This window comes from Pseudomonas sp. SDO524_S393 (assembly GCF_054071875.1).
In genome coordinates, this window is record NZ_JBSVVZ010000036.1 from 15397 (window position 1) to 37051 (window position 21655).

24 protein-coding genes and 1 pseudogene are annotated in these 21655 nt (G+C 63.3%); 4 read left to right on the forward strand and 21 right to left on the reverse strand.

What is annotated here, in order from left to right:
* Positions 1–44 precede the first annotated feature (44 nt).
* The 3 genes from ACW9IB_RS16985 (at position 45) to ACW9IB_RS16995 (ending at position 2886) form a co-directional block, all read left to right on the forward strand.
* The gene (locus tag ACW9IB_RS16985) at positions 45–920 is read left to right on the forward strand and encodes an urea transporter (RefSeq protein ID WP_457414567.1); all 876 of its coding nucleotides are present in this window, start codon (positions 45–47) and stop codon (positions 918–920) included.
* Between the two features lie 31 nt (positions 921–951).
* Positions 952–1776, forward strand: a complete 825-nt coding sequence (locus tag ACW9IB_RS16990; protein ID WP_457367609.1) for an ion transporter — start codon at positions 952–954, stop codon at positions 1774–1776.
* 105 nt (positions 1777–1881) lie between these two features.
* Positions 1882–2886: a sulfate ABC transporter substrate-binding protein gene (locus ACW9IB_RS16995; RefSeq protein WP_457367610.1), complete on the forward strand. Its 1005-nt coding sequence runs from the start codon at positions 1882–1884 to the stop codon at positions 2884–2886.
* A 249-nt stretch (positions 2887–3135) separates the two neighbouring features.
* Here the strand turns inward: ACW9IB_RS16995 and ACW9IB_RS17000 are convergent, their stop codons facing one another.
* Positions 3136–3750, reverse strand: a complete 615-nt coding sequence (locus ACW9IB_RS17000; RefSeq protein WP_457414568.1) for a DUF5666 domain-containing protein — start codon at positions 3748–3750, stop codon at positions 3136–3138.
* Between the two features lie 178 nt (positions 3751–3928).
* Here ACW9IB_RS17000 and ACW9IB_RS17005 point away from each other — a divergent pair, with 178 nt between their 5' ends.
* Positions 3929–5125, forward strand: a complete 1197-nt coding sequence (locus ACW9IB_RS17005; RefSeq protein ID WP_457367612.1) for an MFS transporter — start codon at positions 3929–3931, stop codon at positions 5123–5125.
* Here ACW9IB_RS17005 and ACW9IB_RS17010 read toward each other — a convergent pair.
* The 20 genes and pseudogenes from ACW9IB_RS17010 to ACW9IB_RS17105 all read right to left on the reverse strand — a co-directional run bounded on the left by ACW9IB_RS17010 (position 5122) and on the right by ACW9IB_RS17105 (position 21653).
* A complete protein-coding gene (locus tag ACW9IB_RS17010) occupies positions 5122–5526 on the reverse strand; it encodes a type II toxin-antitoxin system HicB family antitoxin (protein WP_457367613.1) in 405 nt (134 codons plus the stop codon). The genes ACW9IB_RS17005 and ACW9IB_RS17010 overlap by 4 nt on opposite strands.
* Before the next feature lie 20 nt (positions 5527–5546).
* A pseudogene (locus tag ACW9IB_RS17015) lies at positions 5547–5726 on the reverse strand (type II toxin-antitoxin system HicA family toxin); the annotation flags it as partial.
* Between the two features lie 235 nt (positions 5727–5961).
* On the reverse strand, positions 5962–6711 hold the full coding sequence (gene phnP / locus ACW9IB_RS17020; protein WP_457414570.1) for a phosphonate metabolism protein PhnP: 750 nt from the start codon (positions 6709–6711) through the stop codon (positions 5962–5964).
* Entirely contained in the window at positions 6702–7274 is a 573-nt protein-coding gene (gene phnN, locus ACW9IB_RS17025; RefSeq protein ID WP_457414571.1) for a phosphonate metabolism protein/1,5-bisphosphokinase (PRPP-forming) PhnN, read from the reverse strand. The genes phnP and phnN overlap by 10 nt, the downstream gene beginning before the upstream one ends.
* Positions 7274–8419, reverse strand: a complete 1146-nt coding sequence (locus ACW9IB_RS17030; RefSeq protein ID WP_457367617.1) for an alpha-D-ribose 1-methylphosphonate 5-triphosphate diphosphatase — start codon at positions 8417–8419, stop codon at positions 7274–7276. The genes phnN and ACW9IB_RS17030 overlap by 1 nt, the downstream gene beginning before the upstream one ends.
* The gene (gene phnL / locus ACW9IB_RS17035; protein ID WP_457414573.1) at positions 8409–9131 is read right to left on the reverse strand and encodes a phosphonate C-P lyase system protein PhnL; all 723 of its coding nucleotides are present in this window, start codon (positions 9129–9131) and stop codon (positions 8409–8411) included. The genes ACW9IB_RS17030 and phnL overlap by 11 nt, the downstream gene beginning before the upstream one ends.
* Positions 9128–9928, reverse strand: coding sequence for a phosphonate C-P lyase system protein PhnK (gene phnK / locus ACW9IB_RS17040; RefSeq protein WP_457414574.1), 801 nt, complete (start codon positions 9926–9928; stop codon positions 9128–9130). Before phnK ends, phnL begins: the two co-directional genes overlap by 4 nt.
* A complete protein-coding gene (locus ACW9IB_RS17045; RefSeq protein ID WP_457414576.1) occupies positions 9925–10791 on the reverse strand; it encodes an alpha-D-ribose 1-methylphosphonate 5-phosphate C-P-lyase PhnJ in 867 nt (288 codons plus the stop codon). The genes phnK and ACW9IB_RS17045 overlap by 4 nt, the downstream gene beginning before the upstream one ends.
* Positions 10784–11860 (reverse strand): carbon-phosphorus lyase complex subunit PhnI, encoded by a 1077-nt coding sequence (locus ACW9IB_RS17050; protein ID WP_457367621.1) that lies wholly within the window; start codon positions 11858–11860, stop codon positions 10784–10786. The genes ACW9IB_RS17045 and ACW9IB_RS17050 overlap by 8 nt, the downstream gene beginning before the upstream one ends.
* The gene (phnH, locus tag ACW9IB_RS17055; RefSeq protein WP_457414577.1) at positions 11860–12450 is read right to left on the reverse strand and encodes a phosphonate C-P lyase system protein PhnH; all 591 of its coding nucleotides are present in this window, start codon (positions 12448–12450) and stop codon (positions 11860–11862) included. The genes ACW9IB_RS17050 and phnH overlap by 1 nt, the downstream gene beginning before the upstream one ends.
* Positions 12450–12887 carry a phosphonate C-P lyase system protein PhnG gene (gene phnG / locus ACW9IB_RS17060; RefSeq protein ID WP_457414579.1) on the reverse strand — a complete coding sequence of 146 codons (438 nt, stop codon included), beginning with the start codon at positions 12885–12887 and terminating at the stop codon, positions 12450–12452. Before phnG ends, phnH begins: the two co-directional genes overlap by 1 nt.
* 13 nt (positions 12888–12900) lie before the next feature.
* Positions 12901–13605 (reverse strand): phosphonate metabolism transcriptional regulator PhnF, encoded by a 705-nt coding sequence (phnF, locus tag ACW9IB_RS17065; RefSeq protein WP_457367624.1) that lies wholly within the window; start codon positions 13603–13605, stop codon positions 12901–12903.
* 36 nt (positions 13606–13641) lie between these two features.
* Positions 13642–14424 (reverse strand): phosphonate ABC transporter, permease protein PhnE, encoded by a 783-nt coding sequence (gene phnE / locus ACW9IB_RS17070; protein ID WP_457414581.1) that lies wholly within the window; start codon positions 14422–14424, stop codon positions 13642–13644.
* A gap of 143 nt (positions 14425–14567) precedes the next feature.
* Complete coding sequence (gene phnD / locus ACW9IB_RS17075; RefSeq protein WP_457414582.1) at positions 14568–15569, reverse strand: phosphonate ABC transporter substrate-binding protein; 1002 nt, start codon at positions 15567–15569, stop codon at positions 14568–14570.
* A 32-nt stretch (positions 15570–15601) separates the two neighbouring features.
* Positions 15602–16435, reverse strand: coding sequence for a phosphonate ABC transporter ATP-binding protein (gene phnC / locus ACW9IB_RS17080; RefSeq protein WP_457367627.1), 834 nt, complete (start codon positions 16433–16435; stop codon positions 15602–15604).
* Positions 16436–17082: 647 nt separating this feature from the next.
* Entirely contained in the window at positions 17083–17469 is a 387-nt protein-coding gene (locus ACW9IB_RS17085) for a hypothetical protein (RefSeq protein ID WP_457414583.1), read from the reverse strand.
* A gap of 15 nt (positions 17470–17484) precedes the next feature.
* Positions 17485–18669: a c-type cytochrome biogenesis protein CcmI gene (ccmI, locus tag ACW9IB_RS17090; protein ID WP_457414585.1), complete on the reverse strand. Its 1185-nt coding sequence runs from the start codon at positions 18667–18669 to the stop codon at positions 17485–17487.
* The gene (locus tag ACW9IB_RS17095) at positions 18662–19135 is read right to left on the reverse strand and encodes a cytochrome c-type biogenesis protein (protein ID WP_457367630.1); all 474 of its coding nucleotides are present in this window, start codon (positions 19133–19135) and stop codon (positions 18662–18664) included. Before ACW9IB_RS17095 ends, ccmI begins: the two co-directional genes overlap by 8 nt.
* Complete coding sequence (locus ACW9IB_RS17100) at positions 19132–19668, reverse strand: DsbE family thiol:disulfide interchange protein (RefSeq protein ID WP_457367631.1); 537 nt, start codon at positions 19666–19668, stop codon at positions 19132–19134. The genes ACW9IB_RS17095 and ACW9IB_RS17100 overlap by 4 nt, the downstream gene beginning before the upstream one ends.
* Positions 19665–21653 (reverse strand): heme lyase CcmF/NrfE family subunit, encoded by a 1989-nt coding sequence (locus ACW9IB_RS17105; RefSeq protein ID WP_457414587.1) that lies wholly within the window; start codon positions 21651–21653, stop codon positions 19665–19667. Before ACW9IB_RS17105 ends, ACW9IB_RS17100 begins: the two co-directional genes overlap by 4 nt.
* Positions 21654–21655: the final 2 nt, after the last annotated feature.

The window sequence follows — 21655 nt, forward strand, 5'->3', positions numbered from 1 at the left end:
GCTTGCCTGCGATAAGGGCAACTCGGTCTACCTGACTAACCCAAATGCACAATCCAACCTGCCCCGACTGGGCCGAAGCCCTGCTCAACGGCTTCAGTCAGATCTTCCTCCAGCGCCAGCCGTTGTGTGGCCTGCTGTGCCTGCTGGCCATTCTGATCGGCGCACCGGCGTTGCTCGGCGGTGCGTTGCTCGGCGGCGTGGCGGGCTTGCTCACGGCCCAGCGCCGGGGTTATCCCAAGGGCGAGCGTCAGGCGGGACTGTACAGCTACAACGGGGTGTTGCTGGGTTTGCTGATCAGTCAGCACTTCGCCTGGTCGGCACTGTTGCCGCCGTTGATCCTGGCGTGTGGCGGGCTTTCGGCGATGCTGACGCGGCAATGGCTGAAGCATGCGGCCCAGCCGGATGACCTGCCTGCCTATACCGCGCCCTTTGTCGGGCTGGGCTGGCTGTTGCTGGGGCCCGCCGCGCCCAGCGCATTTGCCCTCGCCGAACCAGACGTCCTGGCGGTGGTTGCCGCGCCCTTCACCGGGCTTGCGCAAGTCATGTTGCTGGACCAACCCTTGGCCGGCGCCCTGATTGCATTCGGCCTGTTCCTGGCCAATCGCCGAGCCGCCGTGTGGGCGTTGGTCGGTGCAAGTGTTGGCGTGCTGGTCGCCCTGTGGCTGGACGAACCTGCCAGCGCACTGCTCGGCCTGCACAGCTACAACCCGGCACTCGCAGCCCTGGCGTTGAGCCAGTCACGTCGCCAGCCCTGGTTGCCCTTGCCGGGTATTCTGCTGGCAATCCTTCTCACCCCAGGCTTTGCCGCCCTGCACCTGCCTGCGCTGACCGCGCCGTTTATCCTCGCCTGCTGGCTGTTGCGCGCAGGCGCGCGGGTGCTGCGCAAACCCCACATGGACAGCCCGTTCGAATCCCCCTAGGCTTGCTCGAAATTCGATTCAGGCGGGATTTATGGACAGCAGCAACGACTGGCGCCAGCGGCTCTACGTGATGATTTTCCAGAGCGACACCCGCGCCGGGCGACGCTTTGACGGCATCCTGCTGCTGATCATCCTTGCCAGTCTGGTGATCGTGATGCTCGACAGCATCGACGAAATCCACCAGAACTACGCCGATGTACTGGCCTACATCGAGTGGGGCTTCACCCTCGTCTTCCTGATCGAATACGGGCTGCGGCTGTACTGCTCGCCCAAACCGCTACGCTATGCCTTCAGTTTTTACGGGCTGGTGGATTTGCTGGCCATCGTGCCCGGCATCCTCGCGCTCTACTACAGCGACGCGCAGTACCTGTTGATCATCCGCATCATCCGCATGCTGCGCATCTTCCGTGTGCTCAAGCTCAGCCCGTACCTCAAGCAGGCCAATTACCTGATGGCGGCGCTGCGCGGCAGCAAGCAGAAGATCGTGGTGTTCCTGGTGAGCGTGTGCACCCTGGTCACAGTGTTCGGCACCTTGATGTACGTGATCGAAGGTCCGGAACACGGCTTTACCAGCATTCCCAAAGGCATCTACTGGGCCATCGTGACCCTGACCACCGTCGGCTTCGGCGATATCGTCCCCAAGACCCCGCTGGGCCAGGTGATTTCGTCGCTGGTGATGATCACCGGTTATTCGATCATTGCCGTACCCACCGGAATTTTTACCGCTGAACTGGCGAGCGCCATGCGTGGCGAACAACTCAAGCACGACTGCCCGGTGTGCAAGAAGGACAGCCATGAAGCCAACGCAGCGTTCTGCGCTCGCTGTGGCAATGCCCTCTTCCGTAAATTGGAATAAGCAAAGTGCGTTTTAATCTTTAAACGTCTATGCGCCGCCCGCTATAGTCGCTGGCAAAATGCCCCCACTCAATCGATCCCCTTCTCGAACAACAAGGAATGAGCAGTGAAAAAACTCGTTAGCGCCTCTCTCCTGGCCGCCGGCCTTGCCCTGGCGGGCGCCGTGCAAGCGGCCCCTGTCACCCTGCTCAACGTCTCTTACGACGTGATGCGCGACTTCTACAAGGACTACAACGCCGCCTTCCAGAAACACTGGGAAGCCGAGCACCCGAACGACAAACTGACCTTGCAGATGTCCTTCGGCGGCTCCAGCAAGCAAGCGCGCTCGGTGATCGACGGCCTGCCGGCTGACGTGATCACCATGAACATGGCCACCGACATCAACGCCCTGGCCGACAACGGCAAACTGGTGCCGGACAACTGGGTCACTCGCCTGCCGAACAACAGCGCGCCGTTCACTTCCGCCACCGTGTTCATCGTGCGCAAGGGCAACCCCAAAGCCCTCAAGGACTGGCCGGACCTGTTGAAAGACGGCGTGCAAGTGATCGTGCCGAACCCGAAAACCTCGGGCAATGGCCGTTATACCTATCTGTCCGCCTGGGGTTATGTGCTGAAGAACGGCGGTGACGAAAACAAGGCCAAGGCCTTTGTCGGCAAGCTGTTCAAACAAGCGCCGGTACTCGACACCGGTGGCCGTGCCGCCACCACCACGTTCATGACCAACCAGATCGGCGACGTGCTGGTGACCTTCGAAAACGAAGCGGAAATGATCGCCCGTGAATTCGGCCGCGATCAGTTCGAAGTGATCTACCCAAGCGTGTCCGCCGAAGCCGAGCCGCCTGTATCGGTGGTCGATAAAGTCGTCGAGAAGAAAGGCACCGCCGCTGCCGCCGAAGACTACCTGAAATATCTGTGGTCGCCGGAAGGCCAGGAAATCGCCGCCAACAACTACCTGCGCCCGCGTGATGCGAAGGTACTGGCCAAGTACACCGATCGTTTCCCGAAAGTCGAGTTCCTGTCGGTGGAGAAGACCTTCGGTGACTGGCGCACCGTGCAGAAGACTCACTTCAATGATGGTGGCGTTTTCGACCAGATCTACAACGGTCAGTAATACCGTCCCTTGTGGGAGCTGGCTTGCCTGCTCCCACATTGAATCTCTGTTGTTGGCAAGAAAGTGCCCGGCGCGATGGCCCTGCTGACAGCGTTTTCCCAGCCACTGCAAGTCACCTGTGGGAGCTGTCGAGCCCCGGCGAGGCTGCGAAAGCGCTGGGACAGTCGACAGCTCCGTCAGTTGTGCCGCCGTCTTCGCAGCGACGCGGCGACCCAACAAGCCAGCTCCCACATTTTTTGTGTTCGTCAGCTACATCGGTGGCGTCACGCCATCCTTGCCCGCCGATATGGCCTGGGCCGTAATCGTCCCATCCGCGCCCTTCGCCGCAAACAGCACCACCTTCACCCCCGCCTTGAGCAAGCTGCGATCACCCGGTTCCAGGTTGACGATCGGCACGTCCTCCGGCACGACGATCTTCTGCTCCCCTCCCTTGTACTTCACGGTCAAGGTGCGTCCGTTGCTCACCACCAGATCGCCGACAGTGCCGTTGGTCATGCTGCTGCCTTCTTTCAGGTCGAACGCGCGGTGCCCGTCGCCCGTGCCCGCCATGGCCGGTGGAAACACGTGCACTTCCAGCGCGGTCAGGGTGCCGTCCGCATTGGGCATCGCGGCAGAGCCGATGTAGCTGCCAGGCTTGATTTCATCGATTTTGGCCAGGGTAACGGCGCGCACTTGGGTGTCCTGGGTCAGGTGTACGGTGACCTCTTCGCCACTGTTGACCTTGACGTGAATCGCATCCCCGTCCACCTCGGTGATGGCCCCGCGCACGCCCACACGCGGGGCTTCGGCGGCGTTGGCCAGGCCCATCGCCATCGCGGCGGCCAGGGTTGAAGCCAGGAGCATCTTGTTCAATGTGATCTTCATCGCAGTGGATTTCCTGTTTCGACAGTTGTGTCTGAATGTATCATCAGCCTTCGCGCAGAAAGTTAACGATTCACTCATCAATACCAGGCATGAGTGATATCACTGCCAGCGGCCTACTCTGGCTACGGTGTTGTCTTTACGCTCGCACACCACTTTCCTTCGCCTTTATGAGAACACCATGAACGCTCATTCCCACGCTACAACCACCATGACCCGGAGCATGGTGATGCTGTTTGCGTTCTGCTGCGGCGCCATCGTTGCCAACATCTACTACGCGCAGCCGATCATCGAACTGATCGCCCCGGATGTCGGCCTGACGCCGGCGCTGGCCAGCCTGATCGTGTCCCTCACACAAATCGGCTATGCCCTTGGCCTGTTTTTCCTGGTGCCCCTGGGCGACCTGCTGGAAAACCGCAAGCTGATGATCAGCACCACCGTGCTCGCCATCGCCAGCCTGTTGGGCGCGGCCTTCACCGAGCAGCCGAACCTGTTCCTGCTGGTGTCGCTGTTGATCGGCTTCAGTTCGGTGTCGGTGCAGATCCTGATCCCGCTGGCCGCGCACCTGGCGCCTGCAGAGTCCCGTGGCCGCGTGGTCGGCAGCATCATGGGTGGCCTGTTGCTGGGCATTCTGCTGGCACGGCCAGTGTCCAGCGTGGTGGCGGATCACTTCGGCTGGCGTGCGATGTTCATGGCCGCCGCAGGGTTGATGGCGTTCATCAGCGTGGTGCTGCTGATCACCATCCCCAAGCGCCAGCCCGACCACAGCGCCAGCTATGGCCAATTGCTGCGTTCCCTGGGCACCCTGTTGCGCAAGCAACCGGTGCTGCGCCAGCGTGCGTTTTACCAGGGCGGCATGTTCGCCACCTTCAGCCTGTTCTGGACCGCCGCGCCCCTGGAACTGGCGCGTAACCACGGCCTGAGCCAAAGCCAGATCGCCCTGTTTGCCCTGGTGGGGGCTTTGGGCGCCATCGCCGCGCCCATCGCCGGTCGCCTGGCCGATGCCGGCCATACTCACCGCGCGTCGCTGCTGGCCATGCTGTTTGCCGCACTCAGCTTTCTGCCGGCCTTCGTGCACCCGCTGTACAGCGTGATCGGCCTGGCGGTGACCGGCGTGGTGCTGGACTTCTGCGTGCAGATGAACATGGTGCTGGGCCAACGCGCCATCTACGCACTGGATGCCAACAGCCGCAGCCGCCTGAATGCGCTGTACATGACCAGCATTTTCGTGGGCGGCGCCTTCGGCTCGGCCATCGCCAGCAGCGTGTACGAACACGGCGGCTGGCTGGCAGTGATGGCGGTGGGCAGTGCATTTCCGTTGGTGGCGTTGTTGCGGTTTCTGAGCGCGTCGCGCCAGGCTGTAGCCGCTACCGCTTAAGAACGTACCAACTTCTCCAACGCCGCATCCGCCAGAAATGACGAGCGGCTTTTGACCTTGTGCTCCCGCACATACCGGTCGATGCGCTGGATGACATAACCGGGCAAGGTCACGTTGACCTTCTCGGTTTTGCCCAGATAGGGCGAGATGTCCAACTCCAGCATGCCCCAGCCCATACCGGCGTAATCCTCGTGCACATGGTGATTGGCCACCGACGTGGGCATAGGTATCGGCCTGCCCTCTGCGGCAATCTCTTGCAGCATGATGTGCGCGACCTCCACCGCAGCCTTGTAAGCCTCTTCAAAACTGTCCCCGGCGGTGACCGCACCCGGAATATCAGGGATCTGAATGCCGGTGGCGGTGAAGTCATCACCCCATTCGATACAGATTGGGTATTGCATGAATGCTCTCCTTGAAACTCAAACAGCCCGGCGCGTTTTCTGATGCTTCGGACAGTGCCCAACGGCAGGTCCTTCCTGGGGTGCGGCACCGCAATCGTGTAAGGGCTATAGCGGTGAGTGAAAAGATGATGGCTGCCCGTAACACGATCCAGCACCCAACCCGCCTCTTGAAGCTCCTTGATCAATAACCTGCTTTGCACCCATGCCTCCTTGGCTCGGCTCGGAGAAAAGTAACCCTAGAGTTATATTTACTCAAGCACAGCATGCGTGACTCTGATCGACGGTTGTTTTTCGGGATGTTGGCCGATCGTTCCCACGCTCTGCGTGGAAACGCATCCTGTGACGCTTCGCGTCACGACTTTAAAAGCGGACGCGGAGCGTCCATGGCGGCGCTCCCACGCGGAGCGTGGGAGCGATCAAACTTCCGGAACGCGGCTAAATCACGCGGCCATCCCAACCGACCGTCACATGCCCGGGCAATTCGCGCCGATGCTGCAACAACCATGCATCCAGCGTATGCCCCACATGGGTCAGCACGCCCAGGGTTGCGCCCGTTTGCTCGATGCTCTGCAACGCCAGGGTCAGGTCATTGTGGTTGCGTGGCGCCTGCGGCTGGGGCGGCATGGAGCAATCCAGCACCAGCACGTCCAGCGGTTCGCGCTGCAACCAGGCCAGGGTGTCAGGTGGCAGGCCGACTGTGTCGGTGAGGTAGGCGATGCGTCGCCCCTCACCTTCCAGCAGGTAACCCAGGGTCGGTTTGGAATGCTGCAACGGCAGCGCCGTGACGCTCAGCTCGCCAAACTGCCGTGTTTCAAATTCGCCGAAGGGCCGGCTGAAATCCAGGATGCCCGGGTGTTTGTAGAGGTCGGACAAACCCTCAGGGTCCGCCGGGCCGTGCACCGGAATCACCAGTCCCTGCCCCCAGCGCAGGTGCAACAACCCTTGGGCGTGATCGGCGTGGTAATGGGTCTGGAAAATCCCGTTGAAGCTGCGCGGCGGGAAGCGTTCGGTGAGGTCGGGCAGGCCGCTGTCGATGAGCCAGCGCTGGTCGCCGCATTCGATCAACGCACTGCACGGGCGGCGACGCAAGCGATCATCGCTGCGCGCCAGGGCACAGGCTGCACAGTCGCAGCCATACACCGGGACTTGCCGCGCGTCACCGGTGCCGAGCAGCGTCAGGCGCACGCCGATTGCCCGTGTTCAAGGCAGCACAGCAGGCGCTCGACGGTGTGCGCCAGCGGCCCGGAATTGTCCAGTACGAACAGCCCCGCGCCATTGCCGGCGATCAGTTCGGCGGTGAAGCGCGCATTGCGCGCCAGCCGCGCGTCGATGTCCGCCAGCGACTCACGCCCCCGCGCGATCAGGCGCTGGCGCAGCACGGCTTGATCCACCGTCAGCAACAGCACCAGCGCATTCGGATAACGCTCGCGGGTCTGGGCCAGGTGCGCGCGGGAGCCGTTGACCAGCACGTCCTCTCCCGCCGCCAGCCAGTCGTCGATCTCGCGGGGGATCCCGTAGGACAACCCGTTGGCATGCCAGCTGAGGGCAAACGCACCCTCGGCCTGCATCACCGCGAATTGTTCCGCGCTCACCCCCTGGGCCGCCTCGCCCACCGCTTCCGCCGAGCGGGTGATGACGCGGCGCACCATGCGGCAACCGCGCTCGGCCAAGCGCGGGCGTGCGGCATCCAGCAGGCTGTCCTTGCCCGAACCCGATGGCCCGATGAGATAGATCAACCTGCCCGCCATCAAAACACCCTCTTCGCTTGTCGCCAGACTTGTTGCACCACCGGCAGCCCTTCGCGACGCCTGGCTTGTACCAGGTCCGCCCGCAGGCCCACGGCAATTTCACCGCGATCACTCAAGCCGGCGGCGTGTGCCGGCGCCAGGCTGATCATCTTGACTGCCCGCGCCAGGTCGCCGCCATCCTGCTGGTCGGCCAGCACGAACGCCGCCTGCAACAGGCTGGCCGGGTAGTAGTCGCTGGAAAGTATATCCAGCAAGCCCTCGGCCGCCAGGCCGGCGGCGGCCACATTACCCGAGTGCGACCCGCCGCGCACCACGTTCGGCGCGCCCATCAGCACTTTCATGTCCAGCGCGTGGCAACCCTTCGCCGCCTCCAGCGTGGTGGGGAATTCGGCGATGGTCATGCCGTAGCGGGCCGACTCTTCCACATGGGCCAGCGTCGCATCGTCGTGGCTGGCCACCGACAGCCCGCGCGCCAGGCAATGCTCGACGATGGCCGCGCGGTAGCGGTCGCTGTACGCCAGGGAATTGGCCTTTTGCAGCACGATGAACGCATCCATGGTTTCGTCGTTCAGGTGGTACTTGCCCATGTAGTACTCACGGTACTTGGATTCGAGTACGAACTGGCGCTGGCCCGGCGAATGGTCCATCACCGACACCAGCCGCACCAACGGGTTTTCCACCAGGTCGCGGAACACACTGAGGGTATCCGGGTGGCACAACTCGCAGCGCAGGTGCAGGTGGTGCTCGGCACGGGTCAAGCCGGCGCCTTCTGCCTGGGCGATGGCATCGAGCATCGCCGGCAGCTTCTTCATGCGGTTGCCCTTGGGGTTCACGTCGCCGATGGATACCGCGTCGAACACGGTGGTGATACCTGCGGCGATGATCTGCGCATCGTGGCTGAGCACCGCCGACGTCGACGGCCAGTCCACGCCGGGGCGTGGGGTCATGTGTTTTTCCAGGTTGTCGGTGTGCAATTCCACCAACCCCGGCAACAGGAAATCACCGCCCAGGTCCTGGGCCTGGGGCAATTGGCTGCGGCCCTCGGCGAGGTCGACGATCTTGCCGTCGCGCAACACCACCGAGCCCAGGAATACACGATCGGCCGTGACAATCTGAGCATTACTGAGGATCTGTTCAGCGGGCATGGGCGTATTCCTCTAGGGCAACAGGCGATGGGGTCATGTCGAAATGGCGGTCGGCGACCGCTTCACGGGCGGCGCGGTCATGGAAGATGCCGATCAGCGCAGCACCGGCGGCCTTGGCTTCATTGATCAGTTCCAGCACCACCTGGCGGTTATGGTCGTCCAGGGAGGCGGTGGGTTCGTCGAGCAGCATCACCGGCCAGGCCACCATGAAACCGCGGGCGATGTTGACGCGCTGTTGCTCGCCGCCGGAGAAAGTGCCCGGCGCCAATTGCCACAGGCGTTGCGGAATGTTGAGACGGGTCAACAGATGCTCGGCACGCGACTGCGCGTTGGCCCGGGACCAGCCACGGGCCAGCGCCGGCTCCATCACCACGTCCAGGCATGCCACGCGGGGGATCACCCGCAGAAACTGGCTGACATAACCCAGCGTCTGTTGGCGTACCTGCAGAATGTCCCGGGGCTCGGCGCCCACCAGTTCCAGCCATTCGCCGGCATGCTGCACACGCATGCTGCCGCCCGCCGGCAGGTAGTTGCCGTACAGGGTGCGCAGCAAGGTGCTTTTGCCCGCGCCGGACTGGCCGTGCAGCACCAGGCATTCACCGCCCTGCACGCTGAAATCCACCCCGCGCAGCACGTTGAGTACCACGCCGTTCTGCTGGTGCAGGGTGAAGGTTTTCGAGAGGTCACGGACCTCGATCAAGGCATTTGTCATGGCTGCAATACCGAAGACACCAGCAGTTGAGAGTAAGGGTGCTGTGGATCGTCGAGGATCTGGTCGGTGAGCCCGGTTTCCACCACGCGCGAACGTCGCATCACCATCAGGCGGTCAGCCAGCAGGCGCGCCACGGCCAGGTCGTGGGTGACGATCACCACCGCCAGGTCCAGCTCACGCACCAGGCCGCGCAGCAGGTCGAGCAAGCGCGCCTGCACCGACACATCCAGGCCGCCGGTGGGTTCGTCCATGAATACCAGGCGTGGGCTGGAGACCAGGTTGCGGGCGATTTGCAGACGCTGCTGCATACCGCCCGAGAACGTGCGCGGCAAGTCGTCGATGCGCTGCGGGTCGATTTCCACCTGGGCCAGCCAGTCCAGCCCGGCACCGCGCAATTGCTGGTAATTGCGTACGCCCTGGGCCATCAGGCGCTCGCCGATGTTGGCGCCCGCCGACACGCCCATACGCAAACCATCACGGGGGTTCTGCTCGACGAAGCCCCATTCGGTGCGCAACAAGGTGCGGCGTTCGGCTTCGCTGGCGCTGTACAAGTCCAGCCACTCACCGTCCCGGCTGCGGTAGCCGATGCTGCCGGCTTGCGGCGGCAGGCGCCCGCTCAACAGCGAGAGCAACGTGGATTTACCCGAGCCGGACTCGCCGACGATGCCCAGCACTTCGCCGGGGTACAGGTCGAAGCTGACGCCTTGGCAGCCCTTCTCCGGGCCGTACAACAGCGAGAGGTCACGCACTTGCAGTAGCGGTGCGCCGGCTTTTTGCTTCAAAAGAACCTGGTTCATTGGTTGTTCTCCAGAACCCGTTGGGCGCAATACCAGGTGTCGGAACACACGAAGCTCTGGGTTCCCGCATCGTCGAGAATCAGCTCATCGAGGAACGATTCATGGCTGCCGCAGATAGCGCAGGTGTGTTCCCACTTCTGCACCTCGAACGGGTGGTCTTCAAAGTCGAGACTGGTGACTTCGGTGTACGGCGGCACCGCATACAGGCGCTTCTCGCGACCGGCGCCGAACAGCATCAACGCCGGGCTCATGTCGAGTTTCGGGTTGTCGAATTTGGGGATCGGCGACGGGTCCATCACGTAGCGCTCATCGACCATCACCGGGTAGGCGTAGCTGGTGGCGATATGGCCGAAGGTGGCGATGTCTTCGTAGAGCTTGACGTGCATCACCCCGTAATCGTTGAGGGCGTGCATGGTGCGGGTCTCGGTTTCCGACGGTTCGATAAAGCGCAGCGGCTCGGGAATCGGCACTTGGTAGACCATGATCTGCCCGGCCTGCAACGGCGTTTCCGGGATACGGTGGCGGGTCTGGATCACCGTCGCCTCCGGCGTGGCTTCGGTGGTGGCAACGCCCGCGGTGCGCGCAAAGAAGCGGCGGATCGACACCGCGTTGGTGGTGTCGTCGGCGCCCTGGTCGATGACCTTGAGCACGTCGTCGGCGCCCAGAATCGCGGCGGTCAATTGCATGCCGCCGGTGCCCCAACCGTAAGGCAGCGGCATCTCGCGACCACCGAACGGCACCTGGTAACCGGGAATCGCCACGGCCTTGAGCAAGGCGCGGCGGATCATGCGTTTGGTCTGCTCGTCGAGGTAGGCAAAGTTGTACGCCGGGTCACGCACCGGTGTCTGGGTCAGGTCATTCATGGCGGGTGCCCTCGGCCGGTTGGCGCAGTTTGCGGATCAGTTCCAGCTCGGACTGGAAGTCCACGTAGTGCGGTAATTTGAGGTGCGAGACAAAACCCGCAGCCTCGACGTTGTCGCAATGGGCCAGCACGAACTCCTCGCGCTGCGCCGGCGACACCACCTCTTCGTTGTATTCCCCGGCACGCAACGAGCGGTCCACCAGCGCCATGCCCATGGCCTTGCGCTCGGCATGCCCGAACGCCAGGCCGTAGCCACGGGTGAACTGCGCCAGCTCGGTGGCCGAGCCCACGAACTGGTTGACCATCTCGCACTCGGTCACTTCGATGCTGCCCAGGCAGATGGGGAAGCCCAGCTCTTCGGGGTCGATCCACACCTCCACGTCACCGATGCGGATCTCACCGGCAAACGGGTGGTTGCGGCCATAGCCACGTTGGGTCGAATAGCCCAGCGCCAACAGAAAACCTTCGTCGCCACGGGCCAGCGCTTGCAGGCGCTCGGCGCGACTGGCCGGGTGTTCCAGCGGGTCGCGGGTGATGTCGGCGACGCGGGCGTTGTCGTCGGCTTCGTTTTTGATCAGCCCCTCTTTGGCGAGCAGGCCCAGCACACGCGGGCAGGCCTCCAGATTCGCTTCGGGCGTGGTCTGCGGGCCGGGGTATTCACCTTCGGCCAGCAGCGAAAAATCCAGCAGGCGATGGGTGTAGTCGAACGTCGGGCCAAGCAACTGGCCGCCGGGCACGTCCTTGAATGTGGCCGACAGGCGCCGGCTCAACGACATCTGCGCGGTGTCGATCGGCAGGCTCGGGCTGAAGCGCGGCAGCGTGGTGCGGTAAGCGCGCAGCAGGAAGATCGCTTCCACCAGGTCCCCCGCCGCTTGCTTGATGGCCAGTGCGGCGAGTTCTTCGTCGAACAGCGAGCCTTCTGTCATCACCCGCGCCACGGCCAAAGGCAGTTGCTCGCGGATCTGCGTGACGCTGAGTTCCGGAATCGCGGTATCGCCCCGGCGCTTTTTCGCCAGCAGGCGGTGAGCATTGTCGATGGCCTGTTCGCCACCCTTGACGGCTACGTACATCAGGCACGCTCCTCTGCAATGCGGCTGCTGCGCGGCAGGCCGATCAGGTGATGGCCGGCGGCAAACAACAGGTCCAGGCCACGGGGGAAGGCTTCGCGACGCTGGCGCTCCAGCCAGAACGCCTGCGGCACCGGCAAGTGCACTTGGCGCTGGGCCTTGATGCCCGGGCCGCGCCAGAGCAGGCCGCGCCCGGATTCCAGGTCGGTGAGTTGCACAAGCAGGGTGCAGGACTGATCGGGGTAGCGGTCGTTGCCGTGGTCGAAGCCGCCGAGGTCGAGCAGGTCGTGTTCACCGAGCAGGGCGAATACGGCGTCTTCACGGTTTTCCGTGAACGGGCAACCACAGTGGAACGCCAGGTTGGCGCGAATCAGCGGGGTGTCGAAGCCCGGCGCCAGCCATAGCGGCGTGTCCACATCCAGCAGCGCCAGGCACAGCGCATAGGTGGCGGGGGCCAGGCCGTCGAGGCGCGGGGCCGAGGGCAGATACTGGATCAGGCCCGGCTCGGCCAGGGCATTGAGCGCAGCGCGAAAACCACGCTGGGCGTCCAGCACCGGGTCGACGAAGGCCGGTTGCAACAGTTGCGCATTCATCAGTTTTCTCCTCGCACCAACGTGAAGAACTCGACCTTGGTGGCAGCGGTGTCGGCTTCTTTTTCCGCGCGGCGGGCGGCCTGGGCCTTGGCCAGCGCGGTGATCAAATCGCTGAGCCAAAGGCTCGGCTGCGTGCCTTGCAGGTGGGCGTCGGCCAAGGCGGCCAGCTCGGCGTGGGCCTTGTCCCGCCCGGCCAGATAGCTGTAACCGGTGCGGCCATCGGCCAGGCGCACCACGCAGCGGGTCACGCTCATTTCGCCGACGTTGAACGGCGCCCCGTTGCCGCCCATGCGGCCACGCACCAGGGTCATGCCGATTTCCGGGGCGCGGATCAGTTGGTAAGCCGCGTCTTTCAACGCAGCTTCGTGAGGTTGCAGCTCACTGAGCCGGGCGCGGGCAAGCACGCCGATCCAGTGTTGACGCGGGGACAAGCTCATCGAGGACTCCATTTCAAGTCACCACTTGGTACTGGAAACGATCCGAACGGCTGGTGGACTGCGCCAGCTCCACCGGGCGGCCATCGCGATCGCAGGAAAGGGTAAAAACGGTGAGGGCCGGCAAGTGCCGAGGCATCATCAGCAGCGCGGCTTCATCACGGTTGGGCAAACGCGCACCGATCAGGCTTTGGGTACGGGTCAACGGCAGGTCACGCTCACGCAGGTAGTGGCGCAACGAGCCGCCGTTGTAGTCGGCCAGCAACGGCGCGCGACTGGCGCAGTAGCGATGGCGGATCAGGCTGACGGGCTGGTGGTCGAGCTTGCGCAGGGTTTGCAGCTCGATCATCGGCGCCATTTCGGCGATGCCCAGGTGCTGGGCTTCGTCACGGCTGGCGTAGCAGTAGCGGCGCTTGAGCAACACCGCCTGCACACCGACGCCCTGGGCCGACAGCGATTGGCTGTAGGACGTCTCGGCACCCATCGAGTAGATCAGCGGGCGGTCGAGCACCTGGGTGCCCTTGCCCTGGCGGCGCAACAGGCTGCCTTCGAACACCAATTCGTCGATGGCGCGGCGCAGGGTGTGGCGGTTGACGCCGAAGCGCTCGGCCATGTGCACCTCGCCGGGCAGGAAGTCACCGGCGCTGTAGTTGCTCAGTTCACGGCGCAGAATGTCCGCGAGTTCGCGGTACACCGGCTCATCTTGTCTAGACAACTGCATGTTTAAAAAAAGCGCCTCGCGGGCACCCCTCCGACGTCAGATGAACTGCTTGCGCAGGCGTTGGGACAGCACGTCGATACAGCTCACCACCACGATGATCACCAACAGCACCGCGCAGGTCTGGACGAACTGGAAGGCGCGGATGTTTTCCCAGAGGATCACCCCGATGCCGCCGGCACCGACCATCCCGACCACGGTGGCCGAGCGCACGTTGGCCTCGAAACGGTACAGCGCATAGCTCACCCACAGCGGCATCACCTGGGGGATCACGCCGTAGATCACTTCCTGCAAGGCACTGGCGCCGGTCGCTCGTACGCCTTCGACCGGGCCCGGGTCGATGGCTTCGACGGCTTCGGCGAACAGCTTGGCGAGGACACCGGTGGTGCTGATCCACAGGGCCAGGACGCCGGCGAAGGGACCGAGGCCGACGGCGACCACGAACAGCATCGCGAACACCATTTCGTTGATGGAGCGGAATGCGTCCATCACCCGGCGCAGGGGTTGGTGGACCCACCAGGGGGTGATGTTGTCGGCGCACAAGATGCCCAGCGGCACCGAGCAGACGATGGCCAACACCGTGCCCCACAGGGCGATCTGCACGGTGACGATCATCTCCTTGAGGTAGGAGCGCCATTCGTGGAAGTCCGGCGGAAAGAAGTCGGCGGCGAAGGTCGCCATGTTTCCGGAGTCGCGGTACAGCGCCAGCGGGTTCATTTCCGCGCCGCGCCAGGCCCAGGCCAGCAGGACCAGGAACAGGCCCCAGCCGAGGTATTGGGGCCAGGTTCTTTTACCCACCGCTTCAGCGTGCAAAGTCGTCATGGATCACTCTCGGTAAGTGTGGGGGGAAGGTTTATGTGGGAGCCGGGCTTGCCCGCGATGGAATCGGCTCGGTTTAACTGTCAGACCGAGTTGCCTGCATCGCGGGCAAGCCCGGCTCCCACAAAAGCCAACTTCCACAGGGGTTAGCCGTTTGCCGCGGTCTTTTTGTCCAGATCGCTGATACGCTGTTGCAGCTTCGCCAGGTCAGCATCGATGTCGGCGAGTTTCTTGGCCTTGTCTGCCGCTTCCAGATGCTCATCCGCGCTGATGGTGGTGCGCTGCTTGAACAGCTCCAGCTGGCGGATCGGCAACAATTGGTCATCGCTGGACGCCAGGAACTTGCCAAGCTGCATGTTCTTCAGCACCGCCTTCTCTTCATCGGTGTCGCCGTAGTGAGCGAAGAAATCGCGGATCTTGGTCTTCTCGCTGTCGCTGAGTGCCTTGCTCCACACCATCGGGTCAGCGGGGATCAGCGGCGATTTCCAGATCACCTTGAGCATCGCGGCCTTGTCCGGCTGGGTGACTTCCAGGCGGTCCCAGCTTTCGGTGTTGAAGGTGGCGACATCCACCTGCCCCTTGGCCACGCTGAGGGCGTTGACCTCGTGGCTGGAGTTGAGGGTGCGTTTGAAGGCGGTGGCGGCGTCGACGTGGTTCTTGGCGAACACGTAGTAGCCCGGCACCAGGTAGCCCGAGGTGGAGTTCGGGTCACCGTTGCCGAAGGTCAGGTTCTTGGCGTTCTTGAGCATGTCGTCGACGTTGTTGATCGGGCTGTCCTTGCGCACGATCAACACGCTCCAGTAGCCGGCGGCGCCGTTGGCGGCGGCGGTCTGGGCGAAGATCTCGCCGTTGGAGCGGTCCACCGCTTCCATCGCCGCCTTGTTGCCCAGCCAAGCCACGTCGACCTTGTTGAAGCGCATGCCCTGGATCAGGCCGGCATAGTCGGAGGCGAAGGTGGCGTTGACGGTCAGGCCGGTTTTCTTCTGCATGTCATCCAGAAACGGCTGCCAGATGCTCTTGAGGTTCTGCGAGGACTCGGTGGACATGATGCCGAAATTGATCGCTTTGTCCGCAGCAAAGGCATTGCCCATCACGGCGCTGGCCAACAGCGCCGCAGACAAAAACACGTGGCCGATACGGTTCAACATGGAAGGGTTTCCTGTGGGTCGTGAGTAGGGTTTCAAGCGCGCGCCAGGGCCAGCCGTGGCATGGCTTCGGCGCGGCGGGTCTGGTCGGAAAACATCAGGCTGGTGTCCACATCGGCACCGTACAAATCGTTGAGAAACTGGCTGCTCATGGCGCTGCCCTGCCCGTCGAAATGAATGCGGCCACCCTTGAGCGCCACGGCGCGCGGGCAATAACGCATGGCGTAATCGACTTGATGCAGGGTCACCACCACGGTCTTGCCGTCGCGGCGGTTGATGTCGGCGAGGATCTCCATGACCTTGCGCGCCGACTCTGGATCGAGGGAGGCGATGGGCTCATCGGCCAGGATCACCTCGGCGCGCTGGGTCAACGCGCGGGCAATCGCCACCCGCTGCTGCTGGCCACCGGACAGGGTAGAAGCGCGCTGCCCGGCCAGGTCCGCCAGGCCGACACGGGCCAGGGACTCCAGGGCAAACGCCTTCTCTTCGGCGTTGAACAGGCCGAGGTTGCCGCGCCAGCGCGGCATGCGCCCCAGGCAGCCGAGCAGCACGTTATCGAGCACGCTCAGGCGGTTGACCAGGTTGAACTGCTGGAAGATGTAGCCGATGTCCGCCCGCAACCGCCGCACCTTGCCGTTCAAGCGCCCGCTGGCCTGCACTTCCCGGCCCAGCACCTTGACGCTGCCGCCGTTGCTCTTGTCGCAGCACGCCAGGCCCGCCAAGTGGCGCAGCAACGTGGACTTGCCGGAACCGGAAGCGCCAATCAGCGCGACCATCTCACCCGCGGCAATGGTGAGTTCGAGGTCGACCAGTGCGGATTTCTTCGCAAAGGTCTTGTTCAAGTGATCGACATGGATAGCGTGATTCATGGGCTTCTCTGTCTTGTTTGAACAGCCGTGGGAGGGCTGCGTTTGAGTTCAAACGACAGTAGGCGCGGGAGGTGTCAGTGCTATTACTTGCACATGACTGGAGGGGGTCGGTTGGATGAAGGTTTTGTGAAAGGTTGCAACGCCGCCGCAGTCACCAGTGGTGAGCTGGTTTGTTGTAGTGAGCAGGGCTGTTGTGGAGCGGGCTGTTGTGGTGAGCGGGCTTGTCCCGCGCTGGGCTGCGCAGCAGCCCCAACAAGGCCACCTCGTTAACTCAGGCAGAACCCGTCGCCAGGTTTTGGGGCCGCTTCGCAGCCCAGCGCAGGGCAAGCCTGCTCACTACAAGTGATTGATTTGTCTTGAGGGATTCTGCATTCCAGTCATTGCATTATGAAAAAAGTCACGCCTGACCCTTCGCCACCCAATTCGGATGACACCCCATATACCCCATCCGACATTATCTTCACCGTCCGTCCCGACCTCAGTACTGAAGTTGCCTTGAGCAATGTCAGCGACTGCGCGCGCGGATGAAGCGCCGAATCGGGAGTGTCCCGTGGCCTGATGGTTACCGCTCCCACATTTGATCTCCAGTGTTTGAGAGATTGGATTTCAAGGCGCAAAAAAGGCGACCTGTAATAGGTCGCCTTTTTTTATTGCGCGTACTGCTTGCTCAACCCCGGCGGCACGCCCTGCACGTTGGTCTCTTCCCACGGGCCGTTCGGGCTGATGGAGCGGCTCCAGCCGTTGCTCCAGCGGTAGTAGGTACGCTGGCGGTAGAAGGTGTCGGGCTGTTCGTCGAGCACGTACACCTGCATCTTGCCGTCCCAGTGACTGGCGGCGCCCGGCGGTGGGGCGAAGGTCGGTGATTTGGTCGGCACCGGTTTCGGCGCCGGGGTGACCGGGCCGGACGGTTTGGTGCTCGGCTGGGTCGACGGGCCTGACGGCGGGATGGTCGGCCCGGGAGGTGGCCGGTGGACCGCACAAGCGCTCAGGCCGAGTACCAGGCTGAGCAAGGTGATGCGTGCAAATGCGGTCATGGGCGTTTCCTCGGTTTACTTGTCCGGACTGTCGATGGTCAGCGACTGCAACGCAGTGGTGCTGCTGGCCAAGGGTTGGCTGCGGCCGATCCACTCGCCAGTGGTTGGCTGACCGGCCCGGGATATGCGCGCAAACAGTTGGACTTCGGGGAAGTTCGACAGTTTCAACTGCGGCATCATCGCATCGCCGTCGCCCAGCTCGACGGTGATCGGCAGTTCGGCGACCGTCACGCGCTTGACCGCCAGAGGCGCCGGCGGGCCGGAGACGGCGCGGGCGAAGATGAACACGCTGTCGGCAGGCTGGGCCTTGGCCTTCACCTCCGGGGCGAGGTCCACGCGGACTTTCATCACGGCCTTTTGCGCAACATTGCCGCCCGCCGCTTTCAGCTTCTCGGTCGCGCGGTCGATGCCACCCTGCAAGGCGGCACGGGAACCGTCTTCCGGCGGCAGCTGGGCCAGCAGGCGGGTCCAGTAGTCGATGGCCTCTTGATAACGCTGGTCTTCAAAGGCGGCGATACCCAGCAAGCCAAGGCTGGTGACTTCCTTGGGGTCCAGCTTCAACGCCTCGTCGGTCAGCGCCTGAACCTTGGGCGACCACTGTTTGTTGTCGGCAAAGTACTGCGCCTGGGCCCACTGGCCGAGCAATTCCGGTTGGCGCCCGGCCAACGCCACGGTGCGTTCGAACACCTTGGCGGCATCGGCGGAGCGGTCCTGAGCCATGTAGGCGCGACCGAGGAAATACAGGCCCTCCGGCGAGTCCGGCTGGGCAGCGGCGGCGCGTTCCAGGCGGTGGGTCATGTCTTCCATGGACACTGGCGGCCGGGAAAATTCGCGGGTCAGTTCGACCTTGTCGCTGGCGCCAAAATGCAGGTACAGCGCAACCCCCAGCACAGGCACCAGAAACGCCGCCAGAAACGGCAACGGTTTGCCCAGGCGCGAGTCGCGGGGTTTTTCCACACCTTCGGTGTCGGCCAGCAATTCGCGGGCGGCCTCGGCGCGACCGGTGTCGAGTTGGGCTGCGTTGAGCACGCCTTCGTCCTGCTGCACTTGCAGCTCGGCCACACGCTCCTGATACAGCGCCACGTTCAGCGCAGTGCGGTCCTCTTCACGTTGGGCGCGGCGGTCGCGCAGTACAGGGATCAACAGGAAACTCAGGGCAATCAGAAGCAGCAACCCTGCTGCAAGCCAAAAATCAATCATCAGTCTTGGTGTCCAGCAATTGGTCGAGGCGTTTGCGTTCATCGAGGGAGAGCGCGTCGGAACCATCAGTCGGCGCGGCGCGGCGGCGGCGCACGATCACGGCCATCACCACCACACCGGCCAGCAACAACCCGGCCGGGCCGAACCAAAGCAGCGCGGTCTTGCCGGTAAGGGCCGGTTTGTAGCGCACGAAATCACCGTAGCGGTCGACCATGAAGTCGATGATCTGCTGGTTGTCCTTGCCCTCCCCCAGCATGCGGAAGATCTCTTTGCGCAGGTCGGCGGCGATAGGGGCATTGGAGTCGGCGATGTCCTGGTTCTGGCACTTGGGGCAGCGCAGCTCCTTGGTCAGGTCGCGGAAACGCTCGCGCTCGGCGTCGTTGGCGAATTCGTAGGTGTCGATGGCGGCGTGGGCGATACCGGCCAAGCCCAGCGCCAGCACCGCAGCAGCTAACAGACGCTTCATGGTTTGGCCTCATCGACCAGAGCCTGGTACTTGGCGGCCAGTTGCTCGCGCCAGACCACTTCGTCGATCACGCCGACGTACTTGTCGCGAATCACGCCCTTGGCATCGACAAAGAAGGTTTCCGGGGCGCCGTACACACCGAGGTTCAGGCCGAGGTTGCCGTCTTCATCACGGATATCCAGCTGGTACGGGTTGTGGAATTCGGCCAGCCATTTCAAGGCCGCCGCATTGTCGTCCTTGTAGTTGATGCCGTAGATCACCACGCCCTTCTCGGCGAGCTTGTTCAGCACCGGGTGTTCGACGCGACAGGAAATGCACCAGGTACCCCACACGTTGACCAGCGCAGGTTTGCCCAGCAAGTCGGCCTGGGTCAGGGTTTTGTCGCCCTGCACCGTCGGCAGGCTGAACGCGGGGAATGGCTTGCCGATCATCGCCGACGGCAACTCCGCCGGGTCCAGATACAGCCCGCGATACAGGAACACCGCCACCACCAGGAATGCCGCCAGCGGCAACACCATCAACCCACGCTTCATACCGCCGCTCCTTGCAGGCCGAGGGCTTCACGCACCCGGCTCTTGACCTTGACCCGATACCGCCGGTCCAGCGCGGCGAGCAAGCCGCCAAAACCGGTGAGCAAACCACCGAACCAGATCCAGCGTACAAACGGTTTCACATGCACCCGCACCGCCCACGCGCCGTCCCCCAAAGGCTCACCCAGTGCCACATAGAGGTCACGGGTGAAACCGGCGTCAATCCCGGCTTCGGTCATCATCGAACTCTGCACGGTGTACAGGCGTTTTTCCGGGTGCAGCACCGCCACTTCCTTGCCGTTGCGCACGACACGAACAGTGCCTTTGTCCGACGTGAAATTCGGGCCTTCGAAGTGCTTGGCGCCCTCGAAAATGAAGTGGTAACCGGCCAGGTCCATGGATTCGCCCGGCGCCAGGCGCAGGTCGCGCTCGGCGCTGTTCTGGCTGGACAGCACCACGCCCAGGGCGCACACGGCGATGCCGATGTGGGCGAGCTGCATGCCCCAATAGCTGCGGGTCAGGCTGGGCAGGCCCTTGATCAGGCCTTTGTGGCGGGTCTTGTCGACGATGTCGCGCACACCCGCCAGCAATACCCAGGCAGCGAGCAGGAAGGTGGCCAGCACTGCCCAGTTGAAATCGCCATAAACGATGCCGGCGATCACCGCCATGGCCACACTGCCCAGCAGCACCGGCATCAGCATGCCCGCGAGCCATTTCACCGGGGTGTCTTTCCACCGCACTAGCACGCCGACCGCCATCACCACCATCAACAGGCCCATCAACGGAATGAACAACGCGTTGAAGTACGGCGGGCCGACGGACAATTTGGCGCCGCTCAACGCATCCAGCACCAGCGGATACAGGGTGCCAAGCAGGATCATCGAGGCGGCCACCACCAACACCAGGTTATTGCCCAGCAACAGGGTTTCCCGCGACCACAGGTTGAAGCCGACCTGGCTCTTGACCACCGGCGCGCGCAGCGCAAACAGCGTCAGGGAGCCACCGACCACAAACAGCAGGAAGATCAGGATGAACACGCCGCGCTCGGGGTCGGAGGCAAACGCGTGCACCGACGTCAAAACACCCGAACGCACCAGGAAGGTCCCCAACAAGCTGAGGGAAAACGCCGCGATGGCCAGCAACACGGTCCAGCTCTTGAACACGCCGCGTTTTTCGGTGACGGCCAGGGAGTGAATCAGCGCGGTGCCCACCAGCCAGGGCATGAACGAGGCGTTTTCCACCGGGTCCCAGAACCACCAGCCGCCCCAGCCGAGTTCGTAGTAAGCCCACCATGAACCCAGGGTGATGCCGATGCCGAGAAAGGCCCAGGCGACGATGGTCCAGGGCCGCGACCAGCGCGCCCAGGCTGCATCGAGACGCCCGCCGAGCAAGGCGGCGATGGCGAAGGCGAAGGCCACGGAGAAACCGACGTAGCCCATATAAAGCATCGGCGGGTGCACGATCAGGCCGATGTCTTGCAGCAACGGGTTCAGGTCGTGGCCGTCCACCGGGATCTGCGGCAGGATGCGATTGAACGGGTTGGAGGTCATGATCAGGAACAGCAGGAAACCGATGCTGATCATGCCCATCACGGCCAGTACGCGGGCCAGCATGATCTGTGGCAACTGCCGCGAAAACACCGACACGGCGAAGGTCCAGCCGCCGAGGATCAACGCCCACAGCAGCAACGAACCTTCGTGGGCACCCCACACCGCGCTGAATTTGTAGTACCACGGCAGCGCACTGTTGGAGTTATTGGCGACATAAGCGACGGAAAAGTCGTCGGTCATGAAGGCGTAGGTCAGGCAGCCGAAGGCGAACAGCAGAAACGCAAACTGGCCCCAGGCCGCCGGCTGCGCGAGACTCATCCACAAGCGGTCGCCGCGCCAGGCGCCGAGCAGCGGCACCACGGCCTGCACCACGGCGAAACACAGGGCGAGGATCATCGCCAACTGGCCCAGCTCCGGAATAAACAGTACGGATGTCATGG